The sequence below is a fragment of the Bacillus sp. 3255 genome (genome assembly GCF_031456485.1).
Taxonomy (GTDB): domain Bacteria; phylum Bacillota; class Bacilli; order Paenibacillales; family NBRC-103111; genus Paenibacillus_E.
Window position 1 is genome coordinate 71,848 of record NZ_JAVDUS010000023.1, and the last position, 16,516, is coordinate 88,363.

Below are 16,516 nucleotides of genomic sequence, written 5' to 3' on the forward strand. Positions count from 1 at the left end.
GTTATTCGGATCTATGCGGTTCGAGTCATTGGTGTACAATACTTCTCGTTTCCAGCTTACACGCTCTTCCTTCCTCTAACCGGACATGGCCTCCGAATCTAACAGCAGGCAAGCGGTCAAGGCAGCCGACCAGTGAAAATCACGGATCGGATCGATCTTCCGGCGTATGTCGTATTGCTGCAAAGGCGGGCCTTTCCGACAGCAGGCGGACGGCGGCCTCTTGTCTTCGGCATCGAAATATTCAAAGATGACACCATGCCGCTCATACCAGAACTGCACGGCAGCAATGGTTCTCTCCGCCAGCTTGCTTGCTTCCTCCTCTTTCCCCTGCTTACGCAGACCTCGGATAACCAGGTAATTCGTACTGATCCATACAGGCCCGCGCCACATATCCGTGGAATACGCAGACTCGGAGACGGCGGTGCTGGGAATGGGCAGTCCGGTACCGAAGTGCTGCGGATTGTGCAGCATCGCGAGCAGGCGTTCTGTTCTTGCTTCGTGTATATCTTCAAGCAGCAACGGCATGAATCCGCTTACAGCCTTCACCTTCGACTTCCTTCCGTCCATGCCTAGATCGTAATAAAATCCGTCTTCCTCATCCCACAGTTGACTGTGGACATTCGCCGACATGTCAGCTGAACGCCGGGACCATAGCAACGCTCGTTCACGATCTCCCAGCTCTTCGGCGATCAGTGCCATATATCCCATATCGGCGGCCGCATAGGAGGAGAAATCCACGGCATCCAGCTGAGCCGCTTCATCGAATCTCGGAGAATTATCCATACCGGATTCGCCGGACCGGCAGAGCGGGTTGCCCTCGATCATCCATTCCAGAAGACCGTTCCGATTACCGTCCCGTTGTTGAAGTATCCATTCCATATAACGCTCAAGCCGGGGCAGCGCATAGGCCAGATCGGTCCTTCGCTTCGTATATCGGTAATTCTCCCATACCCCCCATGCCAATATAGGAGGCTGGGTGATGGAAGAAACGGTGCCGTCGGCTCTGCTCATATGCGGAATCATTCCGTCATCGCGCTGGGTCTCGAGCACGCTCCGGAGGAACATCCAGGCGGTACCGGCGTGCAGCCTGTTCATGGCGAAGGAATGAAACACGGAATCCCACAGCCACATGGCTCTGTGCGGCACCCGGTCGGGCGTCGACCATATCTGGCCGATGAATGCTTCGGCAGAAAGTGTATTCACTTTCATAACGCTTAAGCATTTATGCAGCAGCCTTGCTCTTGCAGGATCGCTAAGCTTGGGCAGCTTGGCATAGACGGCCAGCCGTTCCTTCGCCACCTGATCTCGATCCAGCTGAAGGGCGCCAACTGCGCGATCCGTCGCTTCGGCCGAACTCCTGCCGAAAGCCAGTGCCCAGGACCTTCCATCCGCCGCCACCAGAAGCGCGATGACATCCCCAGCTCCGGCATCCTCCGAGATCGTAAGCTGTCCGCCATCGGTGCGCCCCTCCATCCGGAGCCTCGTCCCAGCGATAAGCTCCGGGCCGCCGTCTGCGAACGCTAAAGCCACTTCACCATCGCCCGGCAGATGGCCGGTCAGCGTATGCCAAGCTGCATACGTCATCATCACCTCTCCCCCGGCAGTATCGGCAATCAGTACGTCGCCCGTAGCGACCCGTACCTTGCCGGAATCAGCGGGCCGAAGTTTAAGCAGCCGCCGGGCAGGCGTATGAATAAGCAGATCGTAGCCTGCCGACCCTGCGGCAGCGACAAACTGCGAACGTGTATCGGTATCTCCGTCAAGTCCTGAGAATGCAAACAGAGCTCCTTCTCCCCAAATATCGGGCATATCGGGCATATCCGCCCATACCGGCACATTGGCTTCCATCTCCAGCTCCCCTCTCTCTTATTAGTTCATCGGCTCGGTTGACCGGGCCGCAGCAGCGCGAAGCGCCGCCATCATCCTTTTAACCCCGAAGACGCCACACCTTGCACGAATTGCTTCTGGGCGAAGAGAAACACGATCAGTACCGGAAGCAGTGTAATGACGGAACCGGCCATAATGATCGTCGTCTTGTTGTCCACTTCATTGCGCAGAAACAGGAGTCCGAGCGGCAGCGTATACAGCTTTTTGTCCTGCAAATAAATAAGCGGCTCCAGCGTGCTGTTCCACGAAGAGATGAAGGTAAACACGGCCAGGGCGGATAATGCAGGCTTTGTCAGCGGTAGGTAGATTTTGTAGAAGATGGTCCAAGGATTCGCCCCGTCCACCCAGGCCGCATCATACAGCTCCCTCGGAAGGGTCTTGTAGAATTGGTGCAGCAGGAAGATACCGAACGCGCCTCCCAGGAAGCTGCGCAGGTACAGCGGATAATACGTATTCAGCATATCCAGCTCTTTCCATATGAAATAAGTTGGAATCATCGTAACTTGCGACGGAAGCATCATCGTGCCTAACATCGCCAGAAAAATAAAGCTGCGTCCTTTAAATTCGAAAAAGGCAAGTCCGTAAGCGACTAAAGCGCAGGAGACGACCATCCCTACCATATCAAGTACGGTGACAATCACGCTGTTCATCGAGTACCGCACAAAATTAACCTCGACCCAAACCTTATAGTAATTGCTCCACTCGATCGGTTCGGGCCATAGTTTGGGCGGCAGCGTCAATTCATCGCCCGGCTTCATTAAAGAGGTAGAGAGCATCTGCAGGAACGGCACCAGCATGAACAGCATGCCGCCGATCAAGACGATATAGGCAGCCCACTGCAGACCAACAGACGGTTTATTCATAGTGGACCCACCTCTTCTCCATTTTTTTCTGAAACAATGTGACCAGCAGGATGATTGCGAATAACCCCCAAGCCCAAGCGGATGCAGCGCCCATCTTGGCGTTCAGGAACGCATCGCGGTAGATCAGAATGTTCGGCACCATATTCCGGTCATGAATGGAGTTGATGTCCCCCTTCTCGCCAAGCATAACCAGAAACACGTCGAACGCGTGAAATGCTGAAATCGTCGACAGGATCATGACCATATAGACCATCGGAGATACGATCGGGATCGTTATTTTCACGAAATATTTCCAGCCGTTGGCACCGTCGATCCGGGCCGCCTCCATAATGTCTTTGGAAATATTCTGCATCCCTGCGAGAAGCAGGACCATCGAATATCCGGCCCCCTTCCAAATGTTGACGATGGCGATCGAGCCGATAACCAGCCACCACTTTTCGCTGCGGACCCAATTCACCCTGTCCAGACCCAGCGAATCCAGCACCCAATTCAGAATCCCGAACTCGTTATTGTAAATCCAGAGCCACACCAGCCCTCCGGCGACCCACGGCGTAATGACCGGCAGAAAGTAAATCAGGCGAAAAAACGTTTTTCCGCGAATTTGCAGATTCAGCATATATGCCAGCAGCAAGGAGACCATCGTCTGACCCGGCACGAACAGCAGAGCGAAGTAGAACACATTGCGCAGCGCGATCCAGAACACGTCGTTGTGGACCATTAACGACCAATTTCTCAGCCCGATCCACTGAGGCGCGTTGAACAGATCCCACTTGGTAAATGTTAAGTAAAACGAGAAAAAGAACGGGAACAGGAAGAAGACGGCCAACTGTAAGAGAAAAGGTAAGGTGAAGCAGAAGCCCCACCAGCCTTGTTTGCGCATCGAAACACCTCATTCGACCGGACCCGGAGTCCGTGCTTATTTATTCTCGTCCAGAACGGACTGCACTTTTTGCTGGATTTCCTTCGCTCCATCAGCCGGTGCTTTCTTACCGTCGAGAATATCGTTCAATATCGGAGTCGCCGCTGCGCGCCATTGATTCCAGGACGGATTCTCATCCAGTGTGCCTCCGGCCTCCTCGACGCCTTTGGTGAAAGCCTTCTTATTGGCCGGCTTGCTGGTCGATTTCTCGAGAGCTTCGAGCACCGATTTCTTCACAGGCAGGCTGGCGCCGCTTTCGGATAGAAACGTTTGTGCTTCGTCACTCAAATAATATTGAAGGAACGTCCATGCCGCTTCCTTGGCTTCCGGCTTCGCTTTGGAGTAAATCAGCCATTGGTTGACCACCATAGGGACGAACCGTTTGCCGTTAAAGCCAATGGGAACCTTAACGACGTCCCAGTCCAGATTAGGCTTGTTTTTGTTCAAGCTGACTTGACCTGAATATTGCAGGAAAGTCATGGCCGTTTTCTCACTTTGAAAATAATTCTGGTTCGTCTGCATCTCACGGGTCGGGCTGATCTTATCCTTATGAATCGTATCGGCCCAACGCGTCAAGCCTTCAATCGTTTTGGGATCGGTGAATGTCGCCTTCGTCAAGCCCGCATCAAGCGCTGAGCCCCCGACCGACTTGATCCATGGAATCCAACCCTGGGCAATGGAGCTGGCCGTCTGGAAACCGTATACATCCGTCTTGCCGTCCCCGTCCGTGTCCTTCGTCAATTTCTTGGCTGCATCGATCATATCCTGATAGGTCCAGTCGTCGGTTGGGAAAGGGACATTGTTCTCCTGGAAGATTTTCTTGTTATACACGAGCGCGTTCGGGTTAACACCGTGCGGAATGCCGTAAACTTTGCCGTCAGGCGTCTTGGCGGAGAGCAGAGAATCGATATAATCCGCGGTCTTCAAATCCCGCTTGATGTAGGGCTCGAGATTTTCGGCAACGCCCCTGGCACCGTAACCGAGGATGACGGCATTTTCTTGAAACCAAATGTCCGGTGCGTTATTGCCCGCGATATTCGTGACGATTTTGGTTGTAAAATCAGCCCATGGCGCTTCTTCAATCTGCAGCTTGATGTTGGGATATTTGGCTTGGAAGCCTTCGATGATTTTCTTGCTTGTGATATCATAGCTGCCGGGCAAGCCAATCTTTAAAGTGACTTCTTTCGGCGCGGCTGAAGGCGCACTGGACGCTGCGCCGGACGGACTTGCAGCAGGCGTATTCGTAGTTTTGTCTGAGGAGCAGGCTGCAGTGGCAAATACAATCAAAACGGATGCGGATATAAGGTTGAACTTTTTCATAGTAGAACCTCCCTTTTGAATGGACGAAAGAACTTGGTATAAGCCATCTTGTTACACGTGTTCGTAAATAAGCGCACTTAGATGCTTCTTGTCGACTTGCGCACATTCAGCTCGCATTTGATCTCAATATCCTCCATGCGATCTTCGCTTTGCCTCTCTTTGCCGGCAATGATTCCCAAGGCAAGTGCAGCCAGCTTCCCTATCGGAGGTCCAACCGTCGTTACGGGAATTTCCAACCTTTCCATTTCTGGAATCTCGTCATATACGATTAACGAGTAGTCGTCGGGCACACGAATCTCTCTGTCTCTGAACAGCTTGATCAGACCGAACGCGAAGGATTGGCTGTCGACAATGAAAGCCGTCGGTTTATCGGGACTGTCCAGCAGCCCAGCAACCCGATGTTCGGGAAAAGGATCCCCCTCTTTGACGGCAATCACATAATGCTCATGGTACTCCAGCCGCTGTTCCAGAACGCCTCTGGTGAAACCCAGCTGCTTGTCGGAGGAATCCCCGACGAAGGTGATTCTGCGGTGACCGTTAGCCGCCAAATAGCGTACTGCCTCATAAATTGCACCGCTGCGGTCCACACTGATCCGGTGCGCGCCCTTCAGGGCGCCGCCGCCCATCAGCAGCATTCGTCCATGGAAGAGCTCCTTCTGTTTGATGAAATCCAGGTCCGGCTGCCAGCCCGGAGGGCTCCAGAAAATGATCCGGTCGACAAAATGCTCGTTGAACGCACGCAGTCCGCGAGGCGGATCGGCGAGCGAAATCATCACGTCCAGCCCCCGCCTGGCGGCTTCCTGCTGAATCTGCAGGCTGAGGTGATGAAAGAACAGCGCTTCCGACTTCGGCCATAGCAAACCGATGGTCTGTGTCTGCTTGTCGGCCAGTCTGCGGGCGGCCTGATTCGGGATATAATTCATCTGCTCGGCGATACTGACGATCCTTTGCCTGACTTCTTTGCTGACTCCCGGAGAGCCGTTCAACGCTTTCGATACGGTGGGGTGGCTCACCCCTGCTGCACGGGCGATATCCTTAATGGTTACTTTCATGGATTGGATTTGCTTCCTTTCAACCTACACATGTCTATTATGTTTCTAAGTATATTACACGTGTTCGTAAATAGGAATACAAAATTTTCGGAATATTAAAACTTCACCAAACCGTCGATTCCGATCTGGCGTCCGGTGCGCATGGAGACATTGCCTGCGATCCCCGTCAATATCGAGACGGCGCCGTCGATATGCGAGGCTGCCCGGTTCAAACGATCGGGCTCCGGTTCGCCGAACAGATCGTTCAACAGAATCGGATCTCCGCCGCCATGCCCTCCGCTTCTTTCTTCAATCTCTACTTCATAAGCCTTCTGGAACATGGGCTGGACGGTCAACTGCTTGTAGGAAAGTGCCCCTTCATCCTCCTTCGCCCCCGCCGAGTTGATGTAGGATCGTTCCACGACCTTCAGCTCCATCCTTCCTTTGCTGCCATTAAATACGACATTGAACCCTTCCCAAGGCTGGTAAGCGTTCAACGAATAAGTGAGCACCGCCTTGTTCTCGTAACGCACCATAACGCCCAGCGTATCTTCAATACTAATTCCGTCGCCGAAGACGCTTTGGTCCCGCTGATAACCGTCTGCGATCTCCGCATCGAGATACAACGACTTCAAATGATCGTTCGTATCCAGATGAAGCGCGAACGGATCATTTCTGGCCGCTTCGCTGCCGAGTGCCCGCTGGTAAAATTGCGTGACTCCTCTGCGCTCCGCGTTTTCGCGTCCATAATACATCAGACCGCCCATAGCGAATACCGATTGCGGGCGGGTTCCCAGCCAGAAATTAACCAGATCGAAATGATGTGTCGATTTGTGGACGAGCAGGCCTCCGCTGTTACGCTTATCCCTGTGCCAGCGGCGGAAATAGTCTGCGCCATGCTCGGTGCTGAGCAGCCATTCGAAATGCACGGAATTCACTTCGCCGATTGCGCCATCCATGATCAGTTCGCGGACTTTGCTATTATGCGGAGCATAACGGTAATTGAAGGTGACTCTGAGGCTGCGTCCGGTCCGCTTCACCGCATCGAGAATTTCTTGGCACTTGTCCTCATCTACCGTCATCGGCTTCTCGGTAATGACGTCGCAGCCAAGCTCCATGGCACGGATAATATACTTATGGTGCGTCCTGTCGATGGTCGTTACGATGATGGCGTCGGGCTTTTCCTTCTCAATCATGGTATCGAACGCTTCGGCGCCGTAGACGGCGATCTCCGGATGGGCGTACTTTTCTCTAAGCAGCCGGTTCGCATAAGCTAACCTTACAGGGTTGATGTCGCAGAAGGCCACCAGCTCTGTACGATCACGGAATCCTCCGGCAAGTGCTCCATAAAAAAATTCGGCGCGACCGCCTGTACCGACCAGTGCATATTTTTTTCTATTCATAGCTACTTCCCCTTTCACTTATTATAACGCTTTCATTGTAACGCAATAAATCATTCCTTTCTGCTGATTATTTGCGATTATATCCCACTTTCTTTGCATTTTTTGCGCATTTCTTCGGAAGATCGTGCTATAGTGTGGAAAAGGAGGGATAACCGGATGCAGAAGGAATTGTTCATCCACCACCATACGCGGCACGGCTTCTACACGATGCAGAAAAACCACTTTCACGACCAATATGAAATTTATTATTTAATCAAGGGGGAGCGGACTTATTTCATCAAAGATCTCACCTATCGAATCGGAGAGGGCGATCTAGTTTTCGTTGATAAATATGAGCTCCATAAAACAGGCGATACACGTCTGCCCAATCACGAGCGCATTCTGATTAATTTCGCCGACGGCTTCCTGCGCCATTTCAACCAGCCGCTGTTGTATGAGCCGTTTCGGATGAAGATCAGGCTGCTTTCGGTTCCCCTCCAGGACCGGGAATGGGTGAGCTCGCTGCTGTTCGAGATGCTGAAGGAGTTCAACGATGGTCTGTCAGGATCCGAAACGGCGCTTCAGGCTCAATTGGCGAGATTTCTAATTTGGTGCGCACGCCGATTGAACCGCGGCAGCGGCGCGGATTTCGAACATGAGAGTCCCGCCCATAAGAAAATTGCCGATATCGTCGCCGACATCAACGGCAGCTTCGATGAACCTCTATCCTTGGAATCCGTCGCCAAGGAGCATTACATCAGCCCCTATCATCTAAGCCGTATGTTCAAGCGCGTAACCGGCTTTTCCTTCGTCGAATATGTCAACAGCATCCGGATCAATGAAGCTCAGCGGCTTCTTCGGGAGACCGACTGGAAAGTTACGTTGATCGCCCAACGCGTCGGATATGATAACATTAGCCACTTCGGACGCGTCTTCAAGGAGATAGCCAAGACGAACCCGCTTGAATACCGTAAAACATCTAAGCGCGAGGATCATTAATGCGAGGACAATTCATAGCCTTAGTCTATGATAATCATGTCTCCCCTGTTTGACATGAAATTTAAATAACCCTAAGATGGTTAGTAAAACAACTTTTTTCATAACGGAAAGCTGGTGTTCGTGTGCAATATAGTATCGGCGTTGAGTATGCCCTTCATTGCCTTGTTTATCTAATTGATATTCCGCCCGATTCCACCATTGGGATTAAAGAACTCTCCGCTTTTCAAGGCGTTTCAGAGACCTATCTGTCCAAGATTTTCAGTAAATTGACGAAGGCGGGCATTGTGAGTTCGGTGCCTGGTGCCAAAGGCGGCTATAAACTCGCGAAATCTCCGGATGACATCTCTTTCTGGGATGTCGTAGAAGCCGTTGAAGGAGCAACACCGATCTTTCAATGCAAAAATATTATCGAGAACGGCTATCTTTACAGGGATAACAGGGATAAGTCCTACTCGGCTTGTTCCACAGGCTCTTCGTCCTGTACGATCAATCTCGTTATGCTCGAGGCTGAAGATACGATGCGTCATTTCCTTCGCGGCAAGTCACTCACCTGGCTGAACGAAGAGCTTGATCGGGTTCTGCCTCCCAGAAATCGACAAGAAACGCGAGCCTTCTTCGCCAAAGACAGCATGTAAAAAATCCCCGCTAAACAACTTCTGACTAGAAGCTGCAAGCGGGGATTTTGAATGATTTGCGCTGTACGTACTTTTTAAAATAATGTCTTCGTCATAATGAAATCCGTTTGTTCTTCTTCACCCATATAGAAAGAGTGAGTCCCTGTTTGAACAAACCCCATCTTCTTATAAAAAGCGATAGCATTTTCATTTTTTTCCCATACGCCTAGCCAGATGATCCTTTTGTCAAGTTTCTTCGCAATCTCCATAGCTTTATTGTACAAATATTTGCCAAGCCCACGGTTTTGGAAGCTGCTTCTCACATAAATCCTCTCGATTTCAAGCGATTCCTCCCCCATTTCTTCCGACTGAGCATCATGGGTATTGACCTTCAAATAACCTGCAAGCTTATGATGATCATAGACCAAAAAGAATTGCGAGAAAGGATTGGATAATTCCTTTTCCAGTTGTTTTAGGTTAAACGCCTTATCCAAATACGCTTTCATGTTCTCGGGTGAATTCTGATCCTTGAAGGTCTGATTAAACGTTTCATAACTGATTTCTTGGAGCTTGCTTGAATCTTCAAGGGTACACTCTTTTATACTTATAGTCATCGTTAAGTCGCTCCTTCTGCAATATAAATCAATACATTCTTTCGTTTCCCTTTTTGACAAATTCCCAATCTTTCTCCACATTTTTTCTTATTCTTTGAAGAAGAACCAGAACCGTTTCTGCTTCCTGATCCGAAAATCCCTCTAATGCAACACGATCCGAATGCTCATTTTCTCTTTTGATAAAAGGATAAACGGTCTTCCCTTTCTCCGTTGGAAACAATTTTCTGATTTTTTTATTTTGTGCATCGTCTGTCTTCTCTACAAATCCGTTCATTTCAAGTTTCTTGATCGCACGGGCCGCTGTTGTTCGGTCCACTTTTATCATCTCAGCTAACTTTTCCTGAATGATTCCCGGGTTTTCACAGATTCGCACAAGATATAGATACTGCCCCTTGGTTAAGTCATACTCTTTAAACTCGATATTGCTTATTGAATCTAATGCCCTTGCTATCATGCCAATTTCACGAAGGATTTCTTTCATCATGAACTCCTTACCACATATTTTGTTGCATATTCAACAAAAACGGAATACTTCTACTTTACCTCTAAATTGTTGCATTTGCAACAAATATGATTCGGAGATCATGCGCATACAAATCTCTCAACTTATTTTTTTGGGGCAGCTGCAACCTATTCGGAACGACTCCCGTCTGAAGGATTGTCAACAAGATTGACGATAGATTACAGATTCGGAAGGAGCTTTATGATATGAAAAAGAAACTAACGGTCATATTAACTTTGGCTGGGATCTTGGGCACAACGGCCGCAGTCGGAGCTGAAGATTTGGTAGAAAAGGTTACAGGGTACCTGCAAAAAGATGTAAAAGTTCTTGTGAACGGACAAGACAGCACACTTACCCCCGTCTATATTGATGGCAAAGCGTATCTCCCGGTGCGCGATGCTGCGACCAAACTTGGATATACAGTAAGCTACGATGAAGCGAACCAAGAAATCGAGCTTAACGAAGCGGCCGACCTGATGCGTGCATCCGGCGTGGTCGTAAGCGTGCAGACTACCGAAGACGGGAAATCCCGTATTGAACTGCTCGGCAGCACATGGGTCATCCTGCATGTCGACAACTCGACAGCTATAAAAAGTCTAGACGGCAAAACGCTAACACCTGCCGACTTGAAAGCCGGCACACAAATCGACGCGGAATTCGGTCCAGCCATGGCCATGAGCTTCCCGGGCCAAGCACAAGCCGTTAACATTAACGTTCACGCGGATCGCTTAGTTAAAGAAGATACAATTAAAGAAGTCAAACATACGGATGACGGCTGGAGAGTTCAATTAGGCGACGACTTGATCTTGAACGCAGGGAAAGAAACTCGCGTCATGACATCCCAAGGCGAATCCGTGAATTGGGAAGACCTGAAAGCCGGCACGAAAGTTAAAGCTTACTATGGCCCAATTCTAACGAAAAGTCTTCCTCCGCAAAGCCCTGTGTACCTCTTGGTTGTACAGGCTCAAACCGCTGTAACAGGCAAAATGTCGCCGGAAACCGCACAGGAGTACCGCAACTTGGCATGGGCGCAAGTGAAGGAGCAGGCTTCTCATATTACGACGAAGCAAGACGAAGCGATCGTCCAAATTGTGTCCTCCAAAGAGGTTGGCGTCTTAGCCGCTACAGATGATCAGAAGAAATTGCTCGCAGACGTTCAAGCTGCGAACGGCAACTTCGTAACGGTGACTTACAACACAGACCAAGACGAACTGCTTGGACCTTTGACAGCTGTGTTCGATTTCAACACAAAAGCATTTATCGGCTTCAACGCAAGAAGATAACCGTTGGATAGCCAGCCATGAAGTTCAACTTCCGTTGAATTTCGTGGCTTTTTTATTTATGCGGGCACCTATTATGAAAATTAAATAAAGCCGCGACTTCCGCGGCAGTTCATGAGATAATATTCTTGTCATCGACACATGAAGTTCAATCCTCATAGGTAAGAAAGGAGCCCTTTCATGACCTTAAGACAAACTTCTGAGATTGCCATGAAGAACGAGTCCACCTTTCGTTATTGGGATATTTTGAAATCGACGGCCCGTTACGTGCTTTCAAGAACAATGATCAGAAAGTGGCGTACGGACCGAATCGTGCTGCCTGGCACTTCGCGAGTTATTTATGTCAATCCGACTGAGAATCGAGGGAGAATCTTATACATGACCGGCGGAGTGACACAACCTCGATTAAACCTCTTCTGGAATCAGGCCGTCGCTACTTTCCGGCCGACATTGGTTGTAGATGTGGGAGTCAACTATGGCGAATGCCTCTTCTCGGCAACCTATCCCAAGAACTGCAAACTAATTGGCATTGAAGCCAACCCCCACCTGCAGCCTTACATCGAACGCTCCAAGACCGCCCACCCCAACCGCTCAAAAATCCAGACCGTTTATGCAATGGCGTCAGATGTAGACCAAGAGAACCAATCCTTTTATATTCACGAATACTGGTCGGGACTCTCCTCCGCTTCTCTTGCTAAAGCCGATTCTTTGAAGCCATACACACAGCATTACATTACAAGCATTACGCTGGATTCCCTGCTAAGCAAGCATGCTCTTCCCAAAGAGAGGCTGCTATTCAAGATCGATGTCGAAGGCCACGAGGAAAAAGTGATGAAAGGCATGCTGCATTCGATCGAACGATGTCCGCGCATGCTTGGCTTTATTGAATTTGACAGTAAATATTTAGCCAAGAGCGGCACGGATGCCGATGCGTTCCTGACATTCTTGGAGCAACGATTCAACGTTTACATTTACATAAACAATCAAGAATTGGTCCGTTTCGGTCGGATTTCTTTGACAAAATTGCAGGCGTTATTCAAGAAACAAAACATTCATACGGATATCATTCTGGCCTCAAACGATGTCGATATACCCAAAATTTATTCGCAGCTTACCCTGCTGGAATAAAGTCAGCCCATGAATAAAACGGGCAGGAGACATGTTCTCCGCCCGTCTCTTTCTCCTTCTAATTATTGCGGCAATGGACAGGCCTCCTCCAATTCCATGATGAAATTGGGCAGATGATCCTCAAACCGATTCCAATCTCCGAGCATTTCCTCCTCCGTTAATAAGCAGGCATCCAGAGAAGCGATGAGGGCATCCCGGTCCATATCCATGCCGATGAAGACGATTTTATTGATGCGATCCCCATGGATCGCGTCCCAATGCTTCATCAGATCGGCCTCTTCTTCCAGCACGGCTTCTCTTTCCGCATCGGGGAGCGCAGATATCCAAAGTCCTGCAGGCCCGAACCGGATAGACGGTCCTGCCTGGCTTAGGCTCTGCGCGTAATCATTGCGGCTCGCAAGCCACATCATCCCTTTGGCTCTTACGATCTCGGGAGGCCAAGCCTCCATCCATCTCATCAGCCGCGAAGGCTCGAAGGGGCGGACTCTTGCATACACGAAGGAGGCAATCCCATATTCCTCTGTTTCCGGCGTATGAGCCCCCTTCTCCATTTCCTCTATCCACCCGGCCGACGTGCTGGCCTTATCGAAATCGAATAGATGTGTGTTAAGAATTTCCGCCGGCGCCACCTGCCCAAATACGGAACGAATCCATTTGGCTCTAGGCTGCAGTTTGCGCAGTACGGCTTCCAGCTCGTTCAACTCCTCTGGCTCCAACATGTCGCATTTATTCAAAATGAGAATATCGCAGAACTCGATTTGATCAATCAGTAGATCAACGACTTCCCTCGTATCGTCTTCCCCGACCGCTTGATTCCGTTCGAGAAGAGTTTCCCCTGAGGAATAATCCGTCCAAAAGCGATAGGCATCTACGACCGTCACCATGCTGTCCAAGCGGCAAATTCGGGAGAGATCAATGCCCTGCTCCTCATCCAGATAAGTGAAGGTTTGAGCCACCGGCAAGGGCTCGCCAACGCCGGTTGATTCGATCAAGATGTAATCGAACCTATTCTCCTTGGCAAGCCGCTCCACTTCCTTCAACAGATCTTCGCGCAATGTGCAGCAGATACAGCCATTGGACATTTCCACCAGGCTCTCGTTCGTCCGCGATAACCCGTTCCCCTCCCGAATAAGCCCGGCATCGATATTGACCTCGCTTAAATCATTGACGATAACGGCAACCCGCAAACCGTCCCGATTATGTAAGATGTGGTTTAATAAAGTTGTTTTGCCAGCCCCTAAATAACCGCTTAAAACGGTGACTGGAATTTGCTGATTTGACATGGCGTTCTCCTTTTATATGTAATAGTTACGATTAACACCCAAGTAATAAGCAAACACTAGGTTTGCAGGTTTGCTCTCTCTTCCTTCTATTCATTTAACGCTTTCTTCAACGCTTCCAAGTTATTGGTCATGACACCGATGTAATCCAGGTTTTGCTTCTTCTCTTCATCTGTCAACCCTTCCAGCGGATTCAACACATCCGTTTTGGCATGGAGTTCTTTGGCAATGGTTGCCGCTACTTTCGGGTCCACTAAAGTTTCAAAGAATATCGTCTTCACCTGATTCTCTTTGGCAAATTGAATGATATCGCCCATTCGTGAAGGAGACGGCTCTTCTTCAGGCGAAAGCCCGGCGATTGGAACTTGTGTCAGTCCATACTCTTGGGCCAAATAGCTGAATGCTGCGTGCTGGGTCACGAATCCCTTCTTTTTCACTTGCGCAAGACCCGTCCGGTAGGAGGCATCCAACTCTTTCAGCTTCCCGATAAACACATCTGCATTTTTACGATAATCGGCTTCATGGGCGGGGTCTGCTTGAGACAAGCCTGTCAGTATGGATTCAACCTCTTGCTGAGCAAGCACCGGATTCAACCATACATGCGGATCCAGCATTTCCCCATCGTGATGCTCTGAATGGGCTTCTTCCTCGTGATGCTCCTCTTCCTCCGGCAGCCCTTCCTTGAGTTCGATCCCTTTGCTGGCTTCGACCACAACCCGCTTTGAATTCTCAGCACTCGTTAATGCTTGCTCCACCCAGCCTTCCACAACTCCGTTGTAAACAAACACGTCCGCTTTTTTCAATCTTTCCATATCTTTGGCGCTGGGCTCCCAATCATGCGGCTCGGCACCGGCAGGAATTAAAGCAATCACATCCGCATGTTCGCCGGCAACTTGCTTGGTGAATTCATACATCGGGTAAAAGGTTGTAACAACGTTAAGTTTACCGCTGCTTGAAGCAGGATTAGAGCCGCAACCTGATAGAAGAAGAGTTGTCAAAGCGGTGAATGCAAGTAATTGGACTGCCCGTGATTTTTTCATGATTAATTAATCCTCCTGATAAGTATGAAATGTTGTATTGGCGGTGTCTCCCGACGATTTCAGCAGTCGGCCGAAAGCCGCCGGCTCTGTTAGCACAGTTCTATGATTGCTGGCTTTACTGTACTTGACGACCAGTTTTTTAATGCTTAATCCGCAAAGCAAAACAATTAATAAGCAGATCGCAATGGTTCCTCCAGGCGGGGTGCTCAGTTCATACGAAGCCGTAAGCCCGGAGAACACGCCAAGCAAGCCAACCCCTACAGCGATCGCAAGCGCCGAAGTGAAGCTGGGAGCGATTCTGATAGCCAGAGCCGCAGGAAGTACAATCAGGGCTGAAACAAGTAACACGCCTACGATTGGCATAGCTGCGGATACGATCATACCGGTTAATACGCTAAAACCAAGAGACAGCCATTTGACCGGCAGTCCATTCGTTCTGGCGGTATCTTCATCGAACGTCATTTGGTACAGAGGCCGCCTGAACAAGTAGAAGAAAAGCCCCCCGATTACCGCTACACCCAGCATGAACAATAGCTCCGTCTCCTTCACCGCAACGACCGAACCGAATAAATAAGCCGAGAATCCTTTGTTAACACTCGGATTGAGACTCATGATAATAACAGCTGAAGATAAGCCGCCTACCATAATAATCGCAACGGATATTTCACTGTAGGATTTGTAGGCTCTCCTCACCCATTCAACCGCGACCGCTCCCACGGCTGCTACAACAAATCCGGATAGCGTCGGATTGATATGCAGATAAGCGCCCCCGGCTATGCCAGCCAACGATACGTGAGACAGCATATCTGCCATAAGCGCCTGTCTGCGCAGCATTAAATATACGCCGAGCACCGATGCGATAACGGCTATCAACCCACCGGCACAAAATGCCCGCTGCATGAAGTCGTAGTGCAGCATCTCCATCCGCCGTCCTCCTTTCTCTCCAACGCAATGATGCGGTCCAGGTAAGGGGATACTTCATCGAGATGGTGTGTCACCATAATAACGGTCCGTTTATGTATGCTTACATGATGATGCATCAATTCATAGAATCCGGATCGGCTATCCTGATCCATCCCCGTCGCTGGTTCATCGAGAACGAGCACATCCGGTTCTTGGGCCAGAACCCTGGCGATGCATATCCGCTGCTTCTGACCGCCGGAAAGCTCGCCGATTTTGCGTTTACGCAAATCCCACATGCCAACTTGCCGAAGCGCTGTTTCTGTCACCCTCTCGTCTTCCCCGTTAAGCTTGCGGAGCCATGATCCGCTGGCGTATCTGCCCGAACGGACGAACTCTCTTATGGAACTTGGGAATCCGCTGTTAAAAGCAGCAATTTGCTGCGGGACATACCCGACTTGCAGCTTCTTCCCTTCACCATTCTTAGGCGAGAGGTAGACGCGGCCTTTCCACGGCTCAATTAAACCCAAGATGAGCTTCAGCAGGGTTGACTTGGCTGCGCCGTTCGGTCCCGTCACCACGACGAACTCGCCCGATTGAATCTCCACGTCGGCATCTTGCAGACAAGGAATATCCGTATATCCAAACTCGACCTCTTTCAGAGATGCAATTAACATCACATATAACCCCCTGCATTTATTGTAAAAATTACGAATTAACGGCGTGAACTTTCATTTTTTCGTAGACATCCACCTAT

Annotated in this window: 16 protein-coding genes; 4 read left to right on the plus strand and 12 right to left on the minus strand. The window is 50.0% G+C overall.

Annotated elements, in window-relative coordinates; all coding sequences use genetic code 11:
* Positions 1-75: 75 nt before the first annotated feature.
* From J2X61_RS29355 to J2X61_RS29380, 6 genes are all read right to left on the minus strand, one after another.
* On the minus strand, positions 76-1,848 hold the full coding sequence (locus tag J2X61_RS29355; RefSeq protein WP_310193138.1) for an amylo-alpha-1,6-glucosidase: 1,773 nt from the start codon (positions 1,846-1,848) through the stop codon (positions 76-78).
* A 71-nt stretch (positions 1,849-1,919) separates the two neighbouring features.
* Positions 1,920-2,750 carry a carbohydrate ABC transporter permease gene (locus J2X61_RS29360; RefSeq protein ID WP_274471563.1) on the minus strand — a complete coding sequence of 277 codons (831 nt, stop codon included), beginning with the start codon at positions 2,748-2,750 and terminating at the stop codon, positions 1,920-1,922.
* Entirely contained in the window at positions 2,743-3,630 is an 888-nt protein-coding gene (locus tag J2X61_RS29365; RefSeq protein ID WP_274471560.1) for a carbohydrate ABC transporter permease, read from the minus strand. The genes J2X61_RS29360 and J2X61_RS29365 overlap by 8 nt, the downstream gene beginning before the upstream one ends.
* 36 nt (positions 3,631-3,666) lie before the next feature.
* Complete coding sequence (locus J2X61_RS29370) at positions 3,667-4,989, minus strand: ABC transporter substrate-binding protein (RefSeq protein ID WP_274471558.1); 1,323 nt, start codon at positions 4,987-4,989, stop codon at positions 3,667-3,669.
* 77 nt (positions 4,990-5,066) lie between these two features.
* On the minus strand, positions 5,067-6,041 hold the full coding sequence (locus J2X61_RS29375; protein ID WP_274471556.1) for a LacI family DNA-binding transcriptional regulator: 975 nt from the start codon (positions 6,039-6,041) through the stop codon (positions 5,067-5,069).
* A 95-nt stretch (positions 6,042-6,136) separates the two neighbouring features.
* The gene (locus J2X61_RS29380; protein ID WP_274471555.1) at positions 6,137-7,423 is read right to left on the minus strand and encodes a Gfo/Idh/MocA family oxidoreductase; all 1,287 of its coding nucleotides are present in this window, start codon (positions 7,421-7,423) and stop codon (positions 6,137-6,139) included.
* A 156-nt stretch (positions 7,424-7,579) separates the two neighbouring features.
* Between J2X61_RS29380 and J2X61_RS29385 the strand changes: the two genes are divergently transcribed.
* Entirely contained in the window at positions 7,580-8,401 is an 822-nt protein-coding gene (locus J2X61_RS29385) for a helix-turn-helix transcriptional regulator (protein ID WP_274471553.1), read from the plus strand.
* A gap of 122 nt (positions 8,402-8,523) precedes the next feature.
* Entirely contained in the window at positions 8,524-9,036 is a 513-nt protein-coding gene (locus J2X61_RS29390; RefSeq protein ID WP_274471552.1) for an RrF2 family transcriptional regulator, read from the plus strand.
* 74 nt (positions 9,037-9,110) lie between these two features.
* Here J2X61_RS29390 and paiA read toward each other — a convergent pair whose 3' ends face one another.
* Both paiA and J2X61_RS29400 read right to left on the minus strand, forming a co-directional pair.
* On the minus strand, positions 9,111-9,629 hold the full coding sequence (paiA, locus tag J2X61_RS29395; RefSeq protein WP_310193144.1) for a spermidine/spermine N(1)-acetyltransferase: 519 nt from the start codon (positions 9,627-9,629) through the stop codon (positions 9,111-9,113).
* 28 nt (positions 9,630-9,657) lie between these two features.
* Positions 9,658-10,110, minus strand: a complete 453-nt coding sequence (locus tag J2X61_RS29400) for a MarR family winged helix-turn-helix transcriptional regulator (protein ID WP_274471676.1) — start codon at positions 10,108-10,110, stop codon at positions 9,658-9,660.
* Positions 10,111-10,337: 227 nt separating this feature from the next.
* Between J2X61_RS29400 and J2X61_RS29405 the strand changes: the two genes are divergently transcribed.
* The gene (locus J2X61_RS29405; RefSeq protein WP_274471550.1) at positions 10,338-11,414 is read left to right on the plus strand and encodes a stalk domain-containing protein; all 1,077 of its coding nucleotides are present in this window, start codon (positions 10,338-10,340) and stop codon (positions 11,412-11,414) included.
* Between the two features lie 177 nt (positions 11,415-11,591).
* Positions 11,592-12,539: an FkbM family methyltransferase gene (locus J2X61_RS29410; protein ID WP_310193148.1), complete on the plus strand. Its 948-nt coding sequence runs from the start codon at positions 11,592-11,594 to the stop codon at positions 12,537-12,539.
* A 62-nt stretch (positions 12,540-12,601) separates the two neighbouring features.
* On the opposite strand, the gene J2X61_RS29415 is transcribed toward J2X61_RS29410, so the two are convergent.
* The 4 genes from J2X61_RS29415 to J2X61_RS29430 all read right to left on the minus strand — a co-directional run bounded on the left by J2X61_RS29415 (position 12,602) and on the right by J2X61_RS29430 (position 16,436).
* On the minus strand, positions 12,602-13,822 hold the full coding sequence (locus J2X61_RS29415; RefSeq protein ID WP_274471545.1) for a GTP-binding protein: 1,221 nt from the start codon (positions 13,820-13,822) through the stop codon (positions 12,602-12,604).
* Positions 13,823-13,908: 86 nt separating this feature from the next.
* On the minus strand, positions 13,909-14,859 hold the full coding sequence (locus J2X61_RS29420; protein WP_310193150.1) for a metal ABC transporter substrate-binding protein: 951 nt from the start codon (positions 14,857-14,859) through the stop codon (positions 13,909-13,911).
* Positions 14,860-14,865: 6 nt separating this feature from the next.
* Entirely contained in the window at positions 14,866-15,783 is a 918-nt protein-coding gene (locus J2X61_RS29425; RefSeq protein WP_310193154.1) for a metal ABC transporter permease, read from the minus strand.
* Positions 15,729-16,436: a metal ABC transporter ATP-binding protein gene (locus J2X61_RS29430; protein ID WP_310193156.1), complete on the minus strand. Its 708-nt coding sequence runs from the start codon at positions 16,434-16,436 to the stop codon at positions 15,729-15,731. The genes J2X61_RS29425 and J2X61_RS29430 overlap by 55 nt, the downstream gene beginning before the upstream one ends.
* Positions 16,437-16,516 lie beyond the last annotated feature (80 nt).

Coding starts and splice junctions, on each gene's coding strand:
- J2X61_RS29355 (WP_310193138.1), bottom strand. CDS start 1,848: ATGGAAGCCAATGTGCCGGTATGGGCGGATATGCCCGATATGCCCGAT.
- J2X61_RS29360 (WP_274471563.1), bottom strand. CDS start 2,750: ATGAATAAACCGTCTGTTGGTCTGCAGTGGGCTGCCTATATCGTCTTG.
- J2X61_RS29365 (WP_274471560.1), bottom strand. CDS start 3,630: ATGCGCAAACAAGGCTGGTGGGGCTTCTGCTTCACCTTACCTTTTCTC.
- J2X61_RS29370 (WP_274471558.1), bottom strand. CDS start 4,989: ATGAAAAAGTTCAACCTTATATCCGCATCCGTTTTGATTGTATTTGCC.
- J2X61_RS29375 (WP_274471556.1), bottom strand. CDS start 6,041: ATGAAAGTAACCATTAAGGATATCGCCCGTGCAGCAGGGGTGAGCCAC.
- J2X61_RS29380 (WP_274471555.1), bottom strand. CDS start 7,423: ATGAATAGAAAAAAATATGCACTGGTCGGTACAGGCGGTCGCGCCGAA.
- J2X61_RS29385 (WP_274471553.1), top strand. CDS start 7,580: ATGCAGAAGGAATTGTTCATCCACCACCATACGCGGCACGGCTTCTAC.
- paiA (WP_310193144.1), bottom strand. CDS start 9,629: ATGACTATAAGTATAAAAGAGTGTACCCTTGAAGATTCAAGCAAGCTC.
- J2X61_RS29400 (WP_274471676.1), bottom strand. CDS start 10,110: ATGAAAGAAATCCTTCGTGAAATTGGCATGATAGCAAGGGCATTAGAT.
- J2X61_RS29405 (WP_274471550.1), top strand. CDS start 10,338: ATGAAAAAGAAACTAACGGTCATATTAACTTTGGCTGGGATCTTGGGC.
- J2X61_RS29410 (WP_310193148.1), top strand. CDS start 11,592: ATGACCTTAAGACAAACTTCTGAGATTGCCATGAAGAACGAGTCCACC.
- J2X61_RS29415 (WP_274471545.1), bottom strand. CDS start 13,822: ATGTCAAATCAGCAAATTCCAGTCACCGTTTTAAGCGGTTATTTAGGG.
- J2X61_RS29420 (WP_310193150.1), bottom strand. CDS start 14,859: ATGAAAAAATCACGGGCAGTCCAATTACTTGCATTCACCGCTTTGACA.
- J2X61_RS29425 (WP_310193154.1), bottom strand. CDS start 15,783: ATGGAGATGCTGCACTACGACTTCATGCAGCGGGCATTTTGTGCCGGT.
- J2X61_RS29430 (WP_310193156.1), bottom strand. CDS start 16,436: ATGTTAATTGCATCTCTGAAAGAGGTCGAGTTTGGATATACGGATATT.